Origin of the sequence: Nisaea sp. (assembly GCF_039990255.1) — a bacterium.
In the GTDB taxonomy this organism is placed as follows: domain Bacteria; phylum Pseudomonadota; class Alphaproteobacteria; order Thalassobaculales; family Thalassobaculaceae; genus Nisaea.
Map to the genome: position 1 here is coordinate 22,822 of NZ_JBDXGG010000016.1, position 18,850 is coordinate 41,671.

The 18,850-nt window shown below is 59.9% G+C and carries 19 protein-coding genes; 2 read left to right on the plus strand and 17 right to left on the minus strand.

All coding sequences use genetic code 11. The features are described 5' to 3' along the window. Nucleotides 1–90: 90 nt before the first annotated feature. Complete coding sequence (locus tag ABJ076_RS09425; protein ID WP_348187931.1) at nucleotides 91–696, minus strand: peroxidase-related enzyme; 606 nt, start codon at nucleotides 694–696, stop codon at nucleotides 91–93. Between the two features lie 163 nt (nucleotides 697–859). Here ABJ076_RS09425 and ABJ076_RS09430 point away from each other — a divergent pair, with 163 nt between their 5' ends. Continuing rightward, entirely contained in the window at nucleotides 860–1,468 is a 609-nt protein-coding gene (locus ABJ076_RS09430) for a DUF1684 domain-containing protein (protein WP_348187934.1), read from the plus strand. A 113-nt stretch (nucleotides 1,469–1,581) separates the two neighbouring features. Here the strand turns inward: ABJ076_RS09430 and ABJ076_RS09435 are convergent, their stop codons facing one another. The 4 genes from ABJ076_RS09435 to ABJ076_RS09450 form a co-directional block, all read right to left on the minus strand. Further along, a complete protein-coding gene (locus ABJ076_RS09435; RefSeq protein WP_348187937.1) occupies nucleotides 1,582–2,409 on the minus strand; it encodes a metallophosphoesterase in 828 nt (275 codons plus the stop codon). 233 nt (nucleotides 2,410–2,642) lie between these two features. Then, the gene (locus ABJ076_RS09440) at nucleotides 2,643–2,951 is read right to left on the minus strand and encodes a virulence factor (protein ID WP_348187939.1); all 309 of its coding nucleotides are present in this window, start codon (nucleotides 2,949–2,951) and stop codon (nucleotides 2,643–2,645) included. A 12-nt stretch (nucleotides 2,952–2,963) separates the two neighbouring features. Further along, complete coding sequence (locus ABJ076_RS09445; protein WP_348187942.1) at nucleotides 2,964–3,587, minus strand: DUF1638 domain-containing protein; 624 nt, start codon at nucleotides 3,585–3,587, stop codon at nucleotides 2,964–2,966. Nucleotides 3,588–3,598: 11 nt separating this feature from the next. Beyond that, nucleotides 3,599–4,312 carry a B12-binding domain-containing protein gene (locus ABJ076_RS09450; RefSeq protein WP_348187945.1) on the minus strand — a complete coding sequence of 238 codons (714 nt, stop codon included), beginning with the start codon at nucleotides 4,310–4,312 and terminating at the stop codon, nucleotides 3,599–3,601. 196 nt (nucleotides 4,313–4,508) lie between these two features. On the opposite strand from ABJ076_RS09450, the gene ABJ076_RS09455 reads away from it, so the two are divergent. Beyond that, entirely contained in the window at nucleotides 4,509–5,675 is a 1,167-nt protein-coding gene (locus ABJ076_RS09455; RefSeq protein WP_348187947.1) for a hypothetical protein, read from the plus strand. Here ABJ076_RS09455 and ABJ076_RS09460 read toward each other — a convergent pair. From ABJ076_RS09460 to tolQ, 12 genes are all read right to left on the minus strand, one after another. After that, nucleotides 5,672–6,391 (minus strand): DNA helicase, encoded by a 720-nt coding sequence (locus tag ABJ076_RS09460; protein WP_348187949.1) that lies wholly within the window; start codon nucleotides 6,389–6,391, stop codon nucleotides 5,672–5,674. The genes ABJ076_RS09455 and ABJ076_RS09460 overlap by 4 nt on opposite strands. Nucleotides 6,392–6,565: 174 nt before the next feature. Further along, nucleotides 6,566–7,369, minus strand: coding sequence for a bifunctional hydroxymethylpyrimidine kinase/phosphomethylpyrimidine kinase (gene thiD / locus ABJ076_RS09465; protein WP_348187965.1), 804 nt, complete (start codon nucleotides 7,367–7,369; stop codon nucleotides 6,566–6,568). 28 nt (nucleotides 7,370–7,397) lie between these two features. Continuing rightward, the gene (glmM, locus tag ABJ076_RS09470) at nucleotides 7,398–8,762 is read right to left on the minus strand and encodes a phosphoglucosamine mutase (protein ID WP_348187952.1); all 1,365 of its coding nucleotides are present in this window, start codon (nucleotides 8,760–8,762) and stop codon (nucleotides 7,398–7,400) included. Nucleotides 8,763–8,806: 44 nt separating this feature from the next. Continuing rightward, complete coding sequence (gene folP, locus ABJ076_RS09475) at nucleotides 8,807–9,940, minus strand: dihydropteroate synthase (RefSeq protein WP_348187955.1); 1,134 nt, start codon at nucleotides 9,938–9,940, stop codon at nucleotides 8,807–8,809. A gap of 3 nt (nucleotides 9,941–9,943) precedes the next feature. Then, nucleotides 9,944–11,878: an ATP-dependent zinc metalloprotease FtsH gene (gene ftsH / locus ABJ076_RS09480; RefSeq protein WP_348187958.1), complete on the minus strand. Its 1,935-nt coding sequence runs from the start codon at nucleotides 11,876–11,878 to the stop codon at nucleotides 9,944–9,946. Nucleotides 11,879–11,924: 46 nt separating this feature from the next. Next, nucleotides 11,925–13,310, minus strand: coding sequence for a tRNA lysidine(34) synthetase TilS (gene tilS, locus ABJ076_RS09485; RefSeq protein WP_348187960.1), 1,386 nt, complete (start codon nucleotides 13,308–13,310; stop codon nucleotides 11,925–11,927). A 7-nt stretch (nucleotides 13,311–13,317) separates the two neighbouring features. Then, on the minus strand, nucleotides 13,318–14,403 hold the full coding sequence (gene ybgF, locus ABJ076_RS09490) for a tol-pal system protein YbgF (protein WP_348198415.1): 1,086 nt from the start codon (nucleotides 14,401–14,403) through the stop codon (nucleotides 13,318–13,320). Between the two features lie 190 nt (nucleotides 14,404–14,593). After that, a complete protein-coding gene (gene pal / locus ABJ076_RS09495; protein ID WP_348193949.1) occupies nucleotides 14,594–15,112 on the minus strand; it encodes a peptidoglycan-associated lipoprotein Pal in 519 nt (172 codons plus the stop codon). Nucleotides 15,113–15,277: 165 nt separating this feature from the next. Continuing rightward, nucleotides 15,278–16,600, minus strand: a complete 1,323-nt coding sequence (gene tolB, locus ABJ076_RS09500) for a Tol-Pal system beta propeller repeat protein TolB (protein ID WP_348193955.1) — start codon at nucleotides 16,598–16,600, stop codon at nucleotides 15,278–15,280. 92 nt (nucleotides 16,601–16,692) lie between these two features. Further along, the gene (locus ABJ076_RS09505; protein ID WP_348193947.1) at nucleotides 16,693–17,649 is read right to left on the minus strand and encodes a cell envelope integrity protein TolA; all 957 of its coding nucleotides are present in this window, start codon (nucleotides 17,647–17,649) and stop codon (nucleotides 16,693–16,695) included. A gap of 4 nt (nucleotides 17,650–17,653) precedes the next feature. Then, nucleotides 17,654–18,097, minus strand: a complete 444-nt coding sequence (gene tolR, locus ABJ076_RS09510) for a protein TolR (protein WP_348193945.1) — start codon at nucleotides 18,095–18,097, stop codon at nucleotides 17,654–17,656. Between the two features lie 3 nt (nucleotides 18,098–18,100). Beyond that, the gene (tolQ, locus tag ABJ076_RS09515) at nucleotides 18,101–18,832 is read right to left on the minus strand and encodes a protein TolQ (protein ID WP_348193943.1); all 732 of its coding nucleotides are present in this window, start codon (nucleotides 18,830–18,832) and stop codon (nucleotides 18,101–18,103) included. Nucleotides 18,833–18,850 lie beyond the last annotated feature (18 nt).

The following is an 18,850-nucleotide window of genomic DNA, read 5'->3' on the forward strand; positions in this document are numbered from 1 at the left end:
GCTATAACCGTTCAGCGCGGAGAGGCCTTCCAACGCATCGTTCCGGATCTCGCGATCCCATTGCTCAAATGGATGGCGTATCGGCGCGTCTCACGTATGCGACCAGTTATCTGGATCATCCGACTCATTCGGTGACAGGCCGATGATATCTCCGGCCGTACTAACGCCCAGCCCGAGAACCGTTCTGTTTGCGTAACAGAAGTAACTGATAACCTGGTTCACCTCCAGAATCCGACCGTCATCGAGACCGGCCGCGCGCAAAGCCTCGATTTCAGCCTCGTTCACCATGGCCGGATCGCGAGTCAGTTTCTCTGCATAGCGGCACATTTCCAGCTCCGCTCCCTCGAAGGCCTGCTCTGGCGCGTCGGCTTCAAAAGCCGCCCGTATGGCGTCGGCACGGGCATCGTCGGCCAGCAGACGCTTCATGCCCTGGAAATGATGTTCAACGCAGTAGCCACACTGGTTGATCTGGCTGACATAGACACCGAGCGCCTCCAACATCCATTTCGGCACCTTGTTACCGGTGTGATGCAGTACGTACTTGTAAAGATGCATGTGCCCTTCCATCGAATGGGGGCGCAGGCTATGGGCCATCATGATGTTGTCGACATTGTCGTCCGGCCCCTTGACCCGGTCATAGAGCGTCTTCAGCCGGCCGGTCGCCTCTTCGTAAGGTACGGTCGCAATCCAGGTCATAGGAGTCCTCCGGTTTGATGTCTTTCGCAGACACAGCTTCGGTGCCCCTGACCAGGCGGTCAAGCCGCGCCAGGTATCGTGTCGCCACGACTTCACGCGCCCGTGAGATGCACCCAGAGACCGAATCCTCCATGTCAGTTTGGAAGAATGTTGGGGGACCGTGATGAAAACCGTTTCGCTTGCTGACTGGCGCCGCCGGATTGCCGAACTCTATACGGACATCCGCCGGGCGAACGATCCGAAGACCGGCTGGTTGCTATGGCGCAACACGCGGAACGCGCTGTTCTGCGAGCATGAGCAATCTCCCATCAACAAAGACCGCCGGGCCGATTACGGCGCCATCCCACTGTTCGATTACGATCCAGAAATGCGCTTCGAGGTCGATTTGGAAGCGCCGGGAAACGAGGACGTCCTGGCGGGTGAGATCGGCAATGACGGTCACATCTCACTCCGCCCGGCCGCCCGCACACGGGGGCTGGCATCGAATCTCGGCCGCGAGCTGACCATCTACTGGATCGAGGGCTATGGCGGCGGCACCTTCCTGCCCTTCACCGACGCCACCAGCGGCAGCGAAACCTATGGCGGCGGACGCTACCTGCTGGACAGCATCAAGAGCGCCGATCTGGGCCAGACGCCGGACGGCAAGCTGATCCTCGATTTCAACTTCGCCTATCACCCGTCCTGCTATCACTCGCCAGACTGGGTTTGCCCGCTCGCCCCACCGGAAAACCGGCTGCCGGAGCCAGTGCGGGCTGGCGAACGAATGGGGTAAGCCGGCCCCGCTCCTCATCACTCACTGAGTGAGCAGGTAAATCAGAAGCGCCATCTTTTGTTCGTTGAAATAATTTGATGGGATGCGGTTGTGACTCGGCCAAGCGCTTCCCATCATTCCTCCATTTGGCCGGGATGAGGCTCAGGCAGTGACGTCATTGGCGCTCCCAAAGAATACTCGCAGAACTGCATGTATTGCAGGTTCAGGTCTCCATTCTCGATCGTGATAATACCGAGATTCGGAGCTTCCCTACTTGGTGTAAAACTGTCCCAGTCCCACGCAGGCACTGGCGGCGGCGCCTGATACAGAACCGCACGCATCGAAGCAAACGGGATGCCTCGCACCGTGCCAGCTATCGGACGGTGAACATGCCCCATCAGAAGATGCTTGACCTCCGGGAACGCCGAAACAAAGTCCAGGAACGCATCTCCATCTTGCATATTGTCCGGATCCAGCATCGGCAGGCCTAGCCGCATCGGCGGATGGTGCATGAATAAATAGACTGATGTGCCCTTGGCAGCTTCCAGCACTCCCTTGAGCCAGGATGTCCGCTCGGCGCAAAATTCTCCTGCATCGGAGCCCGCCTTCTGCGTATCGAGACAAACCATCAGGCCATCTGGCGTAGGAATGGAAAACTGAATGAACTCCGCCATGCAATTCTTCGGAAGCAGCAGATTGGAGCGAACAAGATCGCGATTGTCATGGTTCCCGACCATCGGAAAGACGGGCATTTCAATCTGTGCCAAAAATTCCGCGAGATGCGCGTAGTCTGGTGCGGTCGCCCGGTCCGCCAAGTCACCGGAGATGATACAAAAGGAGCAATCTCGATAGTGCCGATTGACGAAGTCTACCAACGCCCGCATTCGGGACCGTGGATCGTGTCCCTGCACGTCACCCTGAGTGACAAAGTGCAAATCTGACAGCCAGACGATTTTGACCATACACAATACCTCTAGAGATCGTGAACCAGGGAAACGGTCCTAACAGCCGCCAGTTTCCATTAGTTCATAGCGAGGGAGAGGTATGCATTCTAGACGCTGAATGACAGATGACGGAAGTGTGCCGAGAGAGAATCTGAAACGGTCACAGTCATCACCACGGATTGCCAGTTGCGGTCGCGGTGTTCTTAAATAATCATTCATGAAGAGCGTCGGCGAACGCGAGAAATAGAGGCTTAAATGTTGCCACCATTGGCGATCAGCGCTTTCAGTTTCGCGCCGCCATACTCTGCTTCCAGCTTATCTGCCGCCGCCTGAGCCTCGGCTTCAAGATCGTCGCCGCACTCGACCGGATCGGCCCGGCGCCAGCCTTCGAGATAGGCGCCCTCGTCTTCGGAGCCGTCCCGCATCGCCGCCATGTCGATGGCGTGGGTGAAGCGCACGGGCAGCTCGACCTTGGCCTGCTCGCGCTTGCGCCCCCGGCCCCGCTCGGCGATGACCTGGGCCGGGATGTCGCGCCAGTAAACGATGATGAGTTGGGCCATACTGATGCTCTGCTAATGTCCAATGTGTGCGGGGTGTGCGGTTTCCATGAAGCTCTGCAGCTCGCCATAGCCGCGATAGCGATACTCGAAGGCGAGGCCGAGCCGTTCGGCAGCCTGTTTCGCCTTCGCCGTCAGACGCGGGTCTTCGGTTTGGGCGACATAAACGAGTGCCGTGTAATTACCGAAATACATGTCACGCAATTCCGGAAACCGGTCGAGCCCCAGCCCCTTGAAGATCAACCGGTCAAAATGCCGGACCAGATAATCAGTCAGGAAGAAGCAGGCCGGGTCCGCGTCCGTCAGCGCCGTGAATTCGTCCGTTCCCATGAAGAACTGGTAGCAGTGCGGCCCGGCGATACGCTCAACGCCGAACTCCTTGATCACCTGATCGACAGCGCCGCCGGTACCGCAATCACCATAGGCGACGAACACTTGTTCATAACCTTTGGCCGCCTCCAGCTTGCGCCGGAGGCCGGGGGCGATCTTTTCCGGGTGATTGTGCCAGATGGCCGGCAGACAGGTAATCTCTAGCGTATCCCAGCCGGTGCGCCGCTTCAGTGCAACCAGCTCCCGGCCAAGGGCACCGCAGGCGACCACAAGTGCCCGCGGTCTCTCTGCATCGGCAGAGGCGGCCATCGCCGCCCCGCTCAACTGACGCCCATGGCCGCCGAATTGGAGCCCGCGCGCTCGGCGATCATCTTTTTCGCGGTTTCGACGGCAACTGCGGCATCCCGGCAATAGGCGTCAGCGCCGACGCTCTCCGCAAAGGCCTCGTTCAGCGGCGCACCGCCGACCAGAACGATGTAATCATCGCGGATGCCCTTCTCCTTCATGGTGTCGATGACGACCTTCATGTAGGGCATCGTGGTGGTCAGCAAGGCGGACATGCCGAGGATGTCCGGCTTGTGCTCCTCGATCGCGGCCAGATAGTTCTCGACCGGGTTGTTGATCCCGATATCGATTACTTCATAGCCCGCGCCTTCCATCATCATGGAGACGAGGTTCTTGCCGATATCGTGGATATCGCCCTTCACCGTACCGATCACCATCTTGCCCATGCGCGGCGCACCGGTCTCGGCGAGCAGCGGGCGCAGGATAATCATGCCGGCTTTCATGGAGTTGGCTGCCATCAGTACTTCGGGCACGAACAGAATACCGTCGCGGAAATCCACGCCAACAATACGCATGCCTTCGACAAGCGCCTCGGTCAGAACCCTGTACGGGGTCCAGCCGCGGCCTAGCAGAATATTGACGCCCTCTTCGACCTCGTCTTTGAGACCGTCATAGAGATCGTCGTGCATTTGCTGAACGAGTTCCTCATCGTCCAGTTCGGACAGAACGATATCGTCTTCCTCGGCCATGTCGCCTCCAAAAGAAAAGCGCTTGAATTCTTTTTCTATCACAACACTTACGCGGGACCCGTCTGAACTCCATGCCCCGGGCGACATCAAGTATCGGCAGTACGACGAAAAAACGACATTCGGAAGCTGGCCGCATTCGCCGCCAGGCTATACTAAAGATAGAAACTCTCCCCACAACTTGCTCTTGGAGGCTGCCATGCTGCTCGTAACCGCTGTTGACGGACCGGAAACTGCGGAAGTCGGCTCAGTCGCCCATTATCAGGCGTCGGCGTTCAATCAAGCCAACCCCGACCCGGCGGACCTGGCACAAATCAACTGGGAAGTCCGCTGCGACGGTGTCCGCGTTTCGCGGTCCATGGCGGCCGGCCCGACACTCGATGTCAGCATCGCGCCGGACTATGCAGGGCGCACCCTCCTCGTCATGCCCTTCGCCAACAGTCCGACCGAACGGGTCTCCGCCAAAACAGCCATCTCCGGTCCCGAGCAGCAGATCGTCGAGCCGGCGACCGTATCTATCAGCGTCGACGGACAGCGCTATTCGGCACAGATCAATAACGGTCCTGCATTCTTTGTCGGCAACGACGTCAGCTATCAGAGCCTCAGGGGCCTGATGAACACCACACCCGGCACCGACATCTTCACGCCGGAGGACTACCAGGAGCAATTCGGGATCTGGGCCAATCTTATTGCCCCTACCGCAATGTGCGAAAGCAAGGGCAGTTTCCATTGCCTCAACACTTACGACCGTGCCGCCTTCACATTCGGCTTCATGCAGGATGCCGCCCACGAGCCCGATGAAAACTTCGTCCTGCTGTTGCGCCGGTTCCTGCTGCTGAAAGACGCGCAATTCTATTTCCCCGACCTGATCCTGCAAAATGCCCACATCTCCCAAAAAACACCGGGAGGCGCTGTCCAGCTCGAAAACGACACCAGCAGCCAGGGGCTGATGAGTTATCTCAATCCTGATCCGGATGCTGTCTGTCAGCAAGAGGCCGAGGTCGCGGCGAAGTTTGTGCACTGGGCAGAGAATAATCCGGAAAACCGGGCAACTCAGGTTGCTTTCACAATCGAGCAACAACGCCAAAAATATGCGAGCTACGCCCGGCGCTACAATCTGAACGGAACGAAGGATTCCGTCTGTATCGTGGTCGCCGACATCCGCCATCAGGGCCGGGCGAAAAGCAGCGTGATCGAACAGGCCCTCAAGGCAAGCGATCCCCTGAACGCCCTGCTCGATATCGGCAGCACGACATACGCGTCCCGCATCGAGACATTGCGTCAGGAGATCGAAAAAATGACGGCGGCCGGCATTCTCGGCAAGCACGTCTATAACCTGGAAAAACAGGATTTCGTGGCCGCCTAACCCCGGGCCACAGCGTCGAGCCGAACCTCCCCATCATGAAGGAAACAGCTCTTGGTGAAGAGTGTCAGGTCCACGGGATTGGGCAGGCGGACATCGGACAAGTCCGGGAGCGGCTTCTCTTCCGGGTCGTAAGCCCGGTCTATCTGGGAGATCAGGACAACGATGTGGCCGATCGTCTGTGCAAAAGTTCTCAGGGCCGCCACCTGTTCGGCGAGTTCGGGGTTCCGGCGTTTCTGATCCAGCAACTGCAGATAATCGACCACGGCGATGCTGCGCGGTGGAGCAGTGTCCATTTCGGCGATGATGTGATCGGCGCAAATGCCGTCGGATGTATCCAGCGTCACCCGTGAGGAGATCGCACCAGGTTCGATGCCGAGCGCGCGAACACGGTCGACAACATCGGCGTCGCTGTAGTCCAGCGTAAAGAAGAAACCGTGCCGCCCGGCCTTCGCAGCTTCCGCAAGCAGTTCAAGCCCAAGTAATGTCTTGCCGTGACCCGGCCGCGCGCCAAGCAGGACGAGATCGCCGGGAGCAAGTTGCGCCAATAACGCGCCGGCCGGCCTTCCGGTCTCTGCATTGGCGGCGAGATGGCCCCAGCTTTTATAGCCTTCCCCGGCGGCAATACGGTCGAGTGCCTTGTTCAGCGGGATACCGTCCTTGCGAGACAGCAGACGGGCCTGACGTTTGAGACGGAAAACGGGATGAGAGAATCTCATCGGGAACCTCCTGATGCGAGCGTGTGTCGCAATCCCTCCTTATGCGCATGCCCGAACAGTGGGTTCGAAAAGATCAAAGCCCAACATGTCGAATGCTTTCCCAGCGGAGGGGGGAGGCTCGGGCGTGCCTGTCAGGACAGACTAGGCAGCGCCGGAGAAAAACTCAAGCTCAGCTCACGCGTCCGCCCGCACTGTATGGGCATGGTTCAGCGGTCCGTGCCCATGGCCATAACCCGGTGCACTCAGGATCGCCTTGCGCACATAGTCTCGCGCCCGGCTGACCGCCTCTACGACGGAAAGCCCCTGGGCGAGCCCGGCAGCGATGGCCGAGGCCGTCGAACAGCCGGTACCATGGGTGTGGACGGTGTCGATCCTCTCCGAGCTGAATACGACCGGCTCCGCGTCCACGGATACCAGGATATCCAACAGCTCGTCGCCCTCCATGTGCCCGCCCTTCATCAGAACGTATTTCGGGCCAAGCTTAAGCAAGGCTTCGCCAACCCGGAGCATATCGTCACGGTCCGCGATCTTCCGTGCCGTCAGCAACTCCGCTTCCGGAATGTTCGGGGTCAGGATGGTCGCCCGCGCCACCATCCGGCGCTTCATTGCTTCCAGCGCCTGCGGCTCCAGCAGCGAATGCCCGCCCTTGGCCACCATGACAGGGTCGACCACCAGCGGGGTATCCGGCGCCAGCTCGGCCAACGCCTTGTTTACGGTCTCGATCACCGGGATGGAATGCAACATGCCTGTCTTGATGCAGTCGGCGCCGAGATCCTTCAATACGACCTCGATCTGCTTGGCGATAAATTCCTCATGCACGTCATAGACGTCATGCACACCCTCGGTATTCTGAGCCGTCAGCGCGGTTATCGCCGTCATGGCGAAACCGCCAAGGCCGGTGACCGCCTTGATGTCAGCCTGGATACCTGCGCCGCCGCCGGAATCGGAACCGGCGCAGATCAAGACTCGTCCGTTCATCGGACGCATGTCACCGGAGCCTGTTGCGTCAACCTGCGGCACGTTCGATCTCCCGCACAATATCATTCACCACATCAGCGACGAGGTTTTCGTCCGCGCCTTCCGCCATGACCCGGATCAGCGGCTCGGTGCCCGACTTTCGGATCAACACCCGGCCACTTCCAGCCAGACGCGCCTCGCCGTCACTGATCGCCATCTTGACGGATTCCGTATCCAGCGGCGGCTCGCCCGTGTAGCGCACATTTTTCAGCAATTGCGGCAAGGGCATGAAAACCGAGGCAACCTCGCTCATCGGCTTTCCGGAGGAGATTAAAACCGCCAGCACCTGAAGCGCTGCGATCAGACCGTCACCTGTGGTCGCGTGATCGCTCATGATCATGTGGCCGGACTGCTCACCGCCGAGATTGAAATCGCCGGAGCGCATGTGTTCCAGCACATAACGATCACCAACCTTGGTCCGGTGCATGGAAACACCGATGCCTTCGAGATATTGCTCCAGCCCGAGATTGCTCATTACAGTCGTGATCAGCGCCTTGCCGCGCAACAGGCCTGCTTCCGCCCAGGACGCAGCGATCAAGCCCATGATCTGGTCGCCGTCGATAATCCGTCCACTCTCATCAGCCATAATCAGCCGGTCGGCGTCACCGTCCAGAGCAATACCGAGATGCGCGCCATGCTCCGTCACCGCGCGACACATGGCGTCAGGAGCAGTCGCCCCGCACCCGGCATTGATATTGGTCCCGTTCGGTGTGACACCGATCTCGATCACCTCAGCACCAAGCTCGAACAGAACGCGCGGCGCAACCTTGTAGGCGGCACCGTTGGCACAATCGACCACCAGTTTCAGCCCGTCGAGCCGCATACCCTTCGGGAAAGTGTTCTTGGCAATCTCGATATAGCGGCCCTGGGCGTCTTCAAGCCGACGAACCTTGCCTAGTCGGTCGGCTGGCGCCCGATCTTCTGCACCAAGCCTGTCAATCCTGCTCTCGACTTCGTGCTCCACGTCGTCCGACAGCTTGAAACCATCAGGACCAAAGAGCTTGATGCCATTATCCTGATACGGATTGTGCGAAGCAGAGAGCATGACACCGAGATCGGCGCGCAGGGAGCGTGTAAGGCTCGCCACGGCCGGGGTGGGCAGCGGGCCGAGCAGCACCACGTCCATCCCGATCGAGGTGAACCCCGCTACCATCGCCGGCTCCAGCATGTAGCCGGAGAGTCTCGTATCCTTGCCGATCACAGCAAGCGGACGATGACCGGTTTTCGGGCGGCCATTGCTGTGTACGAAGTGACGGCCAGCGGCCATCGCAACCCGAAGCGCCGTTTCGGCTGTCATCGGCTCGGCATTTGCGGTGCCTCTGATGCCGTCGGTTCCGAATAGATTTCTGGTCATAAGACTCCACGCATTTTCGCGGTCACTGATGAGCTACAGGCAGTTTACCGCTGTGCGGCGATCCCCGCCCACACTTTTAGCGCCTGCACGGTCTCGGCGACATCGTGCACGCGGAGGATCTGTACACCCTGCTCCACGCCGGCAATGGCGATGGCAAGCGAGCCCGGCATCCGTTCCTTCGCAGGCTCGTCCCGGCTGAGATTGCCGATCATCTTCTTACGCGAGGCGCCAAGAAGAACGGTGCAGCCGAACCCATGCATCAGGCCAAGCCGTGCCAGCACTTCAAGGTTCTGATCAGTGTTCTTCGCGAATCCGATACCCGGATCAACCACGATACGGTCACGGGGGATGCCGGCCTGCTCGGCCTCGAACACGCGCTGCTCCAGCTCCTCAACCATCTGCAGAGGTGTGAAATCGTACTGTGCCTCCCCCAGCATGGTCTGCGGCTCGCCGCGCATATGCATCAGCATAGCGGGCACCCTGGCTTCGGCGACGATCCGACGACTTTCGGGATCAGCCAGCCCGGTCACATCGTTGACGATGTCCGCTCCGGCCGCGAGCGCGGCCCGCATCACGTCCGGACGCCGCGTATCGACGCTGATCACCGGTCTTTTCGCCCCGGCCCGGTGACGGATACCCTCGATCACGGGAACCACCCGTCGGAGTTCTTCCACGACTGGCACCGGAACGGCGCCGGGCCGGGTCGACTCCCCACCGATATCCAGAATATCCGCACCCTGCATCAACAGCTCAAAGGCGTGGTCCACAGCGTCCTTGGTTGCCGCAAAATCGCCACCGTCCGAAAAACTGTCGGGCGTCACATTGACGATACCCATCACCAGAGGTCGGTCAGATGGCAGCCCGGCAAATACCGGACGCGGCTTGCTTATAAGATCGATCTGTTGATCGAAAACAGCGCCCAACCCTTCGCCCGCAGCCCAAGTCGCAGCGGCATCGAGTGGCGCCGGCCCGAGCACGTGAATGGCATCGGCGGTACGGGCAACAATCTCAACCGCAGAGAATGCAGCGGGGCCGCCCGCCAATGGAAATGCAAGCCCAGTCTGTAGAAGCCGGTCCGCTGTCTCGCCCCAGAAGATCCCCGAAGGGGCGAGGCGAATACTGGTCCCGGATGGCAAAAGGCCGCGCATAAGCGCGGCCTTTTTCAGAATGTCAGTCATAAATTACTCGCCGGGCTGCGGATCGGGCTCAAGGCCGCCACCGGACTTGCCGGAGCCTTCAGCCCCGCCGGTAGGCACAGACGAACGGCGCCCGGCACCAGGCTTCGGACCGTCTTCCTTGTTGTCTTTCACAAGGCTTTCACCCGCGAGCAGAGCCTTAATCTCGTCGCCCGAAAGGGTCTCGTATTCGAGCAGCCCCTTGGCCAGAGTTTCCAGCTCGTTATTATTCTCTTCAAGGATACGGCGTGCGTCCTTGTATGCGCCATCCACAATCCTGCGGATTTCCTCGTCGATCACCTTGGCGGTCGCATCGGAAACGTTCTTCTGTTGTGTCACGGAATGACCGAGGAAGACTTCCTGCTGATCCTGGGAATAGGCCAGAAAGCCCAACTTGTCGCTCAGGCCCCACTCGGTGACCATACGGCGGGCCATGTCGGAGACCATCCGGATATCGGAGGATGCACCGGTTGTGACCCGCTCTTCACCGAAAACGAGCTCCTCGGCAAGCCGGCCGCCGCAGGCAACCTGAAGATCCGCATAGAGCTTGGCGCGGGAGAGCGAGATACGGTCGCCTTCCGGCAGACGCATGACCATACCGAGAGCACGACCGCGCGGAATGATCGTCGCCTTGTGGATCGGATCGCTGTCCGGGCAATGCAGCGCAACCACGGCGTGGCCGGCTTCATGATAGGCGGTCAGCGCCTTTTCCTCGTCGGTCATAACCATGGAGCGGCGTTCAGCCCCCATCATGACCTTGTCTTTGGCTTCCTCGAACTCTGCCATGCCGACCACACGCTTGCCCTTCCGGGCGGCGAGCAGGGCGGCTTCGTTCACGAGGTTCGCGAGATCGGCACCGGAGAAGCCCGGAGTACCGCGCGCAATAACCTTGGCATCCACGTCCGGACCCAGCGGAACCTTACGCATATGCACTTTCAGGATGCGCTCGCGGCCCAGGATATCCGGGTTCGGCACCACGACCTGACGGTCGAAGCGGCCGGGACGCAGCAGCGCCGGGTCAAGAACATCGGGACGGTTGGTGGCGGCGATCAGGATCACGCCCTCATTCGCCTCGAAACCGTCCATCTCGACCAGAAGCTGGTTCAAGGTCTGCTCGCGCTCGTCATTGCCGCCGCCGAGACCGGCGCCACGATGACGTCCGACCGCGTCGATCTCGTCGATGAAGATGATGCAGGGAGCGTTCTTCTTGCCCTGCTCGAACATGTCGCGGACACGGCTGGCGCCGACGCCGACAAACATCTCGACGAAGTCAGAACCGGAAATGGTGAAGAACGGCACATTGGCTTCGCCGGCGATTGCACGGGCCAGCAGTGTCTTACCGGTACCCGGAGGGCCCACCAGAAGACAACCCTTGGGGATCTTGCCGCCGAGACGCTGGAAGCGCTGCGGGTCTTTCAGAAACTCGACGATCTCTTCAAGCTCGGTCTTGGCTTCGTCAATACCAGCAACATCGTCGAACGTGACCCGTCCGACTTTCTCGGTCAGCAGGCGGGCACGGCTCTTGCCGAAGCCCATAGCCTTGCCGCCACCGCCCTGCATCTGGCGCATGAAGAATATCCACACACCGATGAACAGCAGCATCGGGAACCAGGAGATCAGGATGCCGAGCAGGCCCGACATGCCCTCTTCCGGAGGCGCCGCCGAAATTCGCACGCCCCCTTCCTTGAGCCGGTCCACCAGTCCCGGATCATTCGGAGCATAGGTCGCAAAGGAGCGCCCATCGCTGAAGTGACCCTTGATGGTGTTACCCTGGATCACGACGTCGGTAACCCGACCGGACTCAACGGAGCTTAGGAAATCCGAAAATGCGAAATTCGGATATCCACCAGGTTTGTTCGAACTTTGGAATAGATTGAACAGCGCCACGAGCAGGACGCCTACGATAATCCAGAGTGCGAGATTCTTGCCGAAATTGTTCACGCCGATTATGCCTCGGTAGGGTTCTTATTCAGCCGGACGCCCATTCTTAGTCATTCGTCGCGACCCTGTCATCCCTGCTCGCCCGGAAAGCATCAGCTACCCATGGCACGGCGGGGCGGAATTCAATGTGGAACAGGTCAGCTTCCAAGGGCCGCTGACTCGTCCATGTATCGGGAAAGTGGGGGGCAAACAGACGCCCGTCAAGGTCAGTTACAGCAGGAAGTGACGCGCGAACGCTGGCTGGCACCACGGTGAAGCTTCCCCCGACGGTACCAGTCAGCCGTAATCGGCGCTCGCCCTTGCGTGTCAGCATGTGGATCCAGGCCGGTTGAGCACCTGCCCAGGTGACATCAAAACGACCGTCCCAGCGGCTCAATTGCTGGCCGCACAGCACTTTCCGGCCGATTTCCCTCGGAGTTTCCCTGGCAACCCAGAGCCTGTCCGCCCGGCCGCGCCAGACAAGGCAGCCTCCGAGGGTGACCCGATCATCAGCGCCGTCATCCAGCCATCTCAAAAAACGCTGCATGCGCTCCGCACGCGGCGGATAATCCAGCCCGCCAATCGATTGCAAGAGTCCTGAGAAGAGTTTGGCACGCAACGGGGGCAGCAATCCGAAAACAGCGGAAAGGTCGATCGCTGCGAATCCGCGCGGGTCCAGATCGCCTGCCTCCAAAAGGAAACTGGTCAGTCTGGTTTCGCTCCAGTCCCGCAACCGGCCGAATGCCTGCGCGAGACGATCAAGATCGGAGGCGCCCAAACCGGACTCCCTCATCTCCTTCGCCTGCTGCCTGATCCGGACCCGTTCGAAACGCGTGTCCCGATTACTCGGATCATCGATCCAGACCTGCCCCTCGGTGAGGCAATGAGCTTTGAGCCGTTCCGGTAACAGTGGAAGCAACGGCCGCAGGACGGGAACGCCATCACGGATCTGCCGGGACCGAATGCCAGCCAGCCCGTCGGGACCGCTGCCTCTTGCCAGACGCATCGCCATGGTTTCGGCCTGATCCTCCATATGATGAGCGAGAAATAATCCAGCCGCTCCCAACGAAGCCGCCCGGTCGATCAAAAGCGTGAACCGCGCCGAGCGAGCCGCTGCCTGCAGGCCAGTGGCCGGTTTCACCCCGCGCCAGCTTAGGGTTTCGTGCTCGATGCCGCGCGCCGCCATCCAAGCCGCCACCCGTCCCGCCTCAGCAGCGGAGTCCGAGCGCAATCCGTGATCGACAGTGACGGCAATGAAGCGGTGTCCATGAGTGCGGCACCAGCACGCCAGCATAAGGCAGAGAGCCATGCTGTCCGCACCGCCAGACACTCCGGCGAGAAAAACCGACGGCGGGGCTGAAGCAAGAGCAGGATCGACGCCCTCAAGAAGCGTCTCGAACTCGCAGTCCGAAACGGGCTTGACCTCAGACAGTCGTTCTCTCCCGTGTTCCAAAGCCGGGTTAGCAGCCGATCCGTTGCCGTTCAGTCGCCGCGCGGCGCTTGATATTGGCGGAAGCGTTCGGGAAGTCGGCCTTCAACTGATCGAAAGTGACGCAGGCATCTTCCTTCCGGCCCATGCGGGCTAGAGAGAAGCCGAGCTTCAACAGGTTGTCGGCGGTCTTGGAGCTGCCAGAATACTCCGTATAGCCCGTTGCGAAGGTCTTCGCCGCATTGGCAAAATCCTTCCGAACGTAATAGGTCTCACCCAGCCAATACATCGCATTGCCCGCCAGCGGGCTCTTCGGATGGCGCTCAAGGAATGTGCTTAGCGCCTGTTCGGCGGACGCAAAATCCTGCTTCTGCAAATACGTAAAGGCGTGCTTGTACTGCTCTTCAGGAGTGCCATCGGGCAGGATCTGCTGAAGGTTGGTGCCAGATGAACTGGCCGGGGCCGGGGAAGTGCCCGGCGAGGATGCATTCGCAACGGTGGCGGCTGGGGCGCCTGCCGCCGAGGCGGGCGCATTGTCGAGAGCCTGAGCCTCCGACTGCTTCAGATAGCCCAGGACACCCTGGCCCTGCCCTGCAACCGGCGTCTCCGCCGGTGTTTGCGCGGCCGCAGCATTATTCGGGGTGCCCAGCGCCGATCCGGTCTGTACAGGAACTCCACCGCGCTCAAGAGCCTGAAGTCTGAAATCTATGTCGCGCACCAGCCGGTCAAGACGGCCGGAATTCTGCTCCACATTGAACTCGACTTCCTCGATCTTGCCGGTGAGGGAACGGATCAGGGTTTCGAGCTGTTGCAGACGGACTTCAACCCGTGCGGCATAGCTTGTATCGAAGCCGTTGCCCTGGCCGCCCGCAGCAGCCGACGTCGTCGATGTGCCAGATGTGATCGGCGCCGGTGTTACGGGCGTCGCCGTGATCCCTGCACTGCCGCCGCGATAGAGCTGGCGCTGCAGATCCTGCATGTCGCGCTCCATACGGTCGAGACGGTTCAGCAAATTCTGGACGTCCTGCGCGGCTGCGGGCAGTGCCGCCACCGAGAAGAACATCAAGGCCGCAACGCCAACCGCGCGTGCGCCGCCAAATACGAACCGGCTCGTCATCTCTCGAACTCCCAGTCTCACGTTCGTCGCGTCTCACAATTGTCTCGACCACCAAATCTAGATGGCCAATCGAGCAGGATTAAGGCATGCCCGCCAACGGAGCGTCGTCAATTGCGCCTCCACAAACGACAACGCGCCGGTCTGGCTAACCAGACCGGCGCGGTCTAACTCAGGCGGTCAGGCAGAAGCCTTAGTTGATGGTGGTCACACCACGACGGTTCTGGCTCCATGCTTCGTCGTTGCTGCCGAAAGCAACCGGACGCTCTTTACCGTAGCTGATGGTGCTGACGCGGCTGGCATCAATGCCGAGCGCAATCAGATAATCTTTTGCTGCACTGGCGCGGCGTTCGCCGAGGGCCAGGTTGTACTCCCGAGTGCCGCGCTCATCGCAATGTCCTTCGATGGTCACGGTTGAGCTCGGGTACTTGCGCAGCCAGAAAGCCTGACGCTCAAGCGTCGTGCGGGCTTCAGGCGTCAGGTCGTATTTATCGAAACCGAAGAAAACCCGGTCGCCAACCTCGGCGACGAACTCTTCACGCGATCCCGGAGCAGCTGTTACAGCCCCCGTAGAGGCTGACGAGGTCGAGGGCTGGTTCGCAGCCGGAACTGTCGATCCTGCGCCGCCCGACTGGGACGCGGTTTCTTGGTCAGTCGAGCACGCAGCAACGAGCAAACCCGCAGCCACGATGGAAAGAAACTTCATTGCCATTCTTTAACCCCCACAGAAGTGAGCCTTCGATCCAAGTTTTCGGTCGTGCCCCTTAGACTCTAACCGGACGCGCCAATCCTTTGTGTTCTCTAACAGATTTCTACGGATGGCGATAGCCGCTCATTACCGGAGAAGGCTTGTCGGGCGAAATATATTTCTATGACGCTAAGGAATCAAGGGAGACCATGCGGGATCGGACGCATCAACAGGCGTGACAATCTCGCGCTCGTTATATCCTGTGAGGTCAATGGAGTAGAGTTTGGTTTTGCCCCCTCGACCGGAAGAGTCCGATGGGAACTGTTTGAAATATATAAGAACTCGCCCATTCGGCGCCCATGTTGGCGACTCCACGAGGTAGCCCTGGGAGAGCAGCCGCTCGCCGGTTCCGTCCGGCCGCATGACCCCGATATAAAACTGTCCGCCAACAATTTTAGTGAAGGCGATCAGGTCCCCGCGTGGCGACCAAACCGGCGTGGCATAGCGCCCTTTTCCGAAACTGATGCGCTTCACATTGCTGCCATTCGCATCCATCACGTAAATTTGCTGGCTGCCGCCCCGGTCGGAGTTGAAGGTGATCTGACCACCATCCGGTGCGAAAGTCGGCGAAGTATCGATCGACGGGCTCTCCGTCAGGCGGCGCACGCGACGGGTGGCCAGATCCATCGTGTAAATATCGGTGATACCGTTGCGGGCAAGGCTCATGATCACCCGGTTACCATCCGGCGAGAAACGCGGCGCGAATGTCATGCCTGGGAAATCGCCCAGTACTTCCTGTTGGCCGGTCTCGATGTTGAAGATATAGACTCGCGGCTTGTTGTTATAATACGCGAGATAGGTGATCTCCTGCAGCGTCGGTGAGAACCGCGGTGTCAGCACCAGGTCCTTGCCGTCGGTCAGGAAGCGGTGATTTGCGCCGTCCTGGTCCATGATCGCCAAACGCTTGGTACGCCGGTCCGGCGGGCCGCTTTCGGCGATATAAACGACACGGGTATCGAAATAGCCGGATTCACCAGTCATCCGCTGGTAAATCGCGTCCGAGATGATATGGGCGACTCGGCGCCAGTTCGCAGGCACCGTGGTATAGGCATTTGCCACCATCTGCTGTTCGGCAAAGACGTCCCAGAGACGAAACTCGACCTTCACAGCACCGCTCGCTTCGAAACTCACCGCACCGTGCACCAGTGCCTGCGAATTGATCAGACGCCAGTCACCAAAGCGCGGTAACGCGCTCAAAGACACATTGCGCTGGATAAAGGCGGCATTGTTGATCGGGGCGAAAAGACCGGAGCGCTCTAGGTTGGCAGCGATCACGGCAGCGATGTCCCGGCCGATCTGCGCACTTTCGGCATTGTTCCCGGTAAACTCGGAGACCGCCACGGGCAGCGGGTCGACCTTGCCTTGGGTAATGTCGATCCTCAGCTCGGCCCGGGCCGAACCGGTTGCAAGAAGAACCAGCAGCAGAGCAGGCAACACCCACTGCAAAAGCATTGCAACAGGTGAAAACTTCATAGTGCCCATAGTGTGGGACGGTCCAGCGAACCTCATGATCGGCCTCTCAAGTCGGTCGTGATCGCGGATCTTCACAGCAGATCCCTCGGATTGAAAGTCATGGTGATGTTTTTCCATGACTCATATTTTTCAGGCGGCAACGGAAGCTTTCCGCAGCTCAGCACCGCTCGCCGCGCACTTTCGGCAGCACTTCGGAAAAAACCGTCCCGGGACAGCCGTGCCTGATCGACAATCCGCGCATCGCGCACGGTGCCGTCAGCTCCCATCTGCAAAGCGATCTCGATGAAGAGATTTTCCGCATCCTTAGCGCCTGCAGGCACGTTCCAGCATTGTGCGATCTGACGGCGCACCGCGTCGATCTCGCTGATGGAGACCTTATTCTCCGGATCGAAGGCCTTGTCGGAGCGGCTTCGAGCGGGTGCCTGTAATTTGGCGAGCACGTCCTTCAAGGGATCGGTATTTTTCTTCGGCTTTTCTTCTTGCGGTTTCACCGGCTGAGCGGGCTCCGTCTTCTCAAGCGTCTTCAGCAAGCGCGAGAAATCGAGTTTCTTGTCATCTTTTTTCGGCTTCTTCTCCGCCTCTTTCGGCGTCGGTTCCGGCGCGCGCGGCTTCGGCCGCGGTTTCGGTGCGGGCGTCGGGGCCTGCGCAACCTTCTTAGGCTCCGGAGCCTTCTCAGGCGCTGGCTTCGGGATCGGCGCAGGTTCCGGCTCGGGCACCTCGGCAACCGGCTCAGGCGCAGGTTCCGGTGTCGAAGTTGGCGGCGGAGGAGGAGACGGTGCTGCTGCCTCTGGTGGTGGTGGCGCGGGCTTCGGAGCTTCGGGATTCGGCTCCTTCGGTTTAGGCTTTTCCATTGTCTCGGGCTCGACCGCCGCCGTCGGCGTATTGGTTATTTCCGAGATGTCCACCATGTCGACAATGACCAACTGCTCCGGAAGAATATCGTCATTCCGGAGTTCAGGCAGGCCGAACCATGCAAAGGCGAAAACCGCAACATGGATGCCAACGGATATGGAGAGCCCCGTGCGCATGGCGTCAGCGCGTCCCCTTACTGTCCGGAATTTCGGCCAGAAGCGCGACCTTCTTGAAACCCGCAGAGCTGATTAGCCCCATGACCTCCATCACCGTTCCGTACTGGATCGTCTTGTCCCCGCGCACAAAGATTCGTACGTCCGGGCGCTGCCCAGTTACAGCGTTCAGCCGAGGCACCAAATTCTCCCGTGGCACTTCGGTTTCCTGCAGATAGATCACACCATCCGCATTCACCGAAACAACAAGTGGCTCGACTTCGTCCGTCAGTTGAGCGGCTTCTGTCTTGGGCAGGTCCACCGGCACACCGACGGTTAGCAGCGGTGCGGTGACCATAAAGACAATAAGAAGCACAAGCATGACGTCGACCAGCGGTGTCACGTTGATTTCACTCAGCGGACGATAGCGCCCCCGCGCCCCGCGCCCGTTCCCTATCAAGGAGCCGGCCATGCCTCAGCCTCCCTCGTCAAGCTGACGGGACAGGATGGAGGCGAACTCGCTGGAGAAGGTCTCCAGGCGCCCCGCATAGCGGCCAAGGTCGGTAGAAATCTTGTTATAGGCAATCACCGCCGGGATGGCTGCAATCAAGCCGAGGGCCGTCGCGAAAAGAGCCTCGGCGATACCCGGCGCCACCACCGCGAGAGAGGTGTTCTTGGTCGCCGCAATGGACTGGAAGCTGTTCATAATGCCCCATACGGTCCCGAACAGCCCAACAAACGGAGCAACGGAGCCAACCGAGGCTAGGAAAGTCATGTGTTTTTCAAGACGATCCAGCTCCCGGGTAATCGAGAGCTGCATGACCTGTTCAATGCGCTGACGCAGGCTGGCTCGAATTTCAGAGCCTTTCGTGGTCAGCCCCTTGGCGGCCGACCGGCGCCATTCCCGCATCGCCGCCGCGAATACACCGGTCATCGGATCACCCGGCTGCCCACCAATCCTGTCATAAAGGTCCTCTAGCGAGCCGCCGGACCAGAATGCTTCCTCAAACTGCGTCGCGGCCTTCGAAAGCCGGCGCATCTTCAGAACCTTGTCGACGATGATCGCCCAGCTCCAGATCGACGCGCCGATCAGGACGATCATCACGGTCTTAACAATCCAGTCCGCGGCCATGAACAATCCCCAGATGCTCATGTCCATGGCGGCGGCGCCTCCAAGCGTCACGGTATCGACTACTGTTTGATCCATTTAGATACTCTTCCCCGA

Bases quoted from the DNA above. Each gene is read 5' to 3' on its own strand.
- ABJ076_RS09425 (WP_348187931.1), bottom strand. From the start codon at position 696: ATGACCTGGATTGCGACCGTACCTTACGAAGAGGCGACCGGCCGGCTG.
- ABJ076_RS09430 (WP_348187934.1), top strand. From the start codon at position 860: ATGAAAACCGTTTCGCTTGCTGACTGGCGCCGCCGGATTGCCGAACTC.
- ABJ076_RS09435 (WP_348187937.1), bottom strand. From the start codon at position 2,409: ATGGTCAAAATCGTCTGGCTGTCAGATTTGCACTTTGTCACTCAGGGT.
- ABJ076_RS09440 (WP_348187939.1), bottom strand. From the start codon at position 2,951: ATGGCCCAACTCATCATCGTTTACTGGCGCGACATCCCGGCCCAGGTC.
- ABJ076_RS09445 (WP_348187942.1), bottom strand. From the start codon at position 3,587: ATGGCCGCCTCTGCCGATGCAGAGAGACCGCGGGCACTTGTGGTCGCC.
- ABJ076_RS09450 (WP_348187945.1), bottom strand. From the start codon at position 4,312: ATGGCCGAGGAAGACGATATCGTTCTGTCCGAACTGGACGATGAGGAA.
- ABJ076_RS09455 (WP_348187947.1), top strand. From the start codon at position 4,509: ATGCTGCTCGTAACCGCTGTTGACGGACCGGAAACTGCGGAAGTCGGC.
- ABJ076_RS09460 (WP_348187949.1), bottom strand. From the start codon at position 6,391: ATGAGATTCTCTCATCCCGTTTTCCGTCTCAAACGTCAGGCCCGTCTG.
- thiD (WP_348187965.1), bottom strand. From the start codon at position 7,369: ATGAACGGACGAGTCTTGATCTGCGCCGGTTCCGATTCCGGCGGCGGC.
- glmM (WP_348187952.1), bottom strand. From the start codon at position 8,762: ATGACCAGAAATCTATTCGGAACCGACGGCATCAGAGGCACCGCAAAT.
- folP (WP_348187955.1), bottom strand. From the start codon at position 9,940: ATGACTGACATTCTGAAAAAGGCCGCGCTTATGCGCGGCCTTTTGCCA.
- ybgF (WP_348198415.1), bottom strand. From the start codon at position 14,403: ATGACGAGCCGGTTCGTATTTGGCGGCGCACGCGCGGTTGGCGTTGCG.
- pal (WP_348193949.1), bottom strand. From the start codon at position 15,112: ATGGCAATGAAGTTTCTTTCCATCGTGGCTGCGGGTTTGCTCGTTGCT.
- tolB (WP_348193955.1), bottom strand. From the start codon at position 16,600: ATGCTTTTGCAGTGGGTGTTGCCTGCTCTGCTGCTGGTTCTTCTTGCA.
- ABJ076_RS09505 (WP_348193947.1), bottom strand. From the start codon at position 17,649: ATGCGCACGGGGCTCTCCATATCCGTTGGCATCCATGTTGCGGTTTTC.
- tolR (WP_348193945.1), bottom strand. From the start codon at position 18,097: ATGGCCGGCTCCTTGATAGGGAACGGGCGCGGGGCGCGGGGGCGCTAT.
- tolQ (WP_348193943.1), bottom strand. From the start codon at position 18,832: ATGGATCAAACAGTAGTCGATACCGTGACGCTTGGAGGCGCCGCCGCC.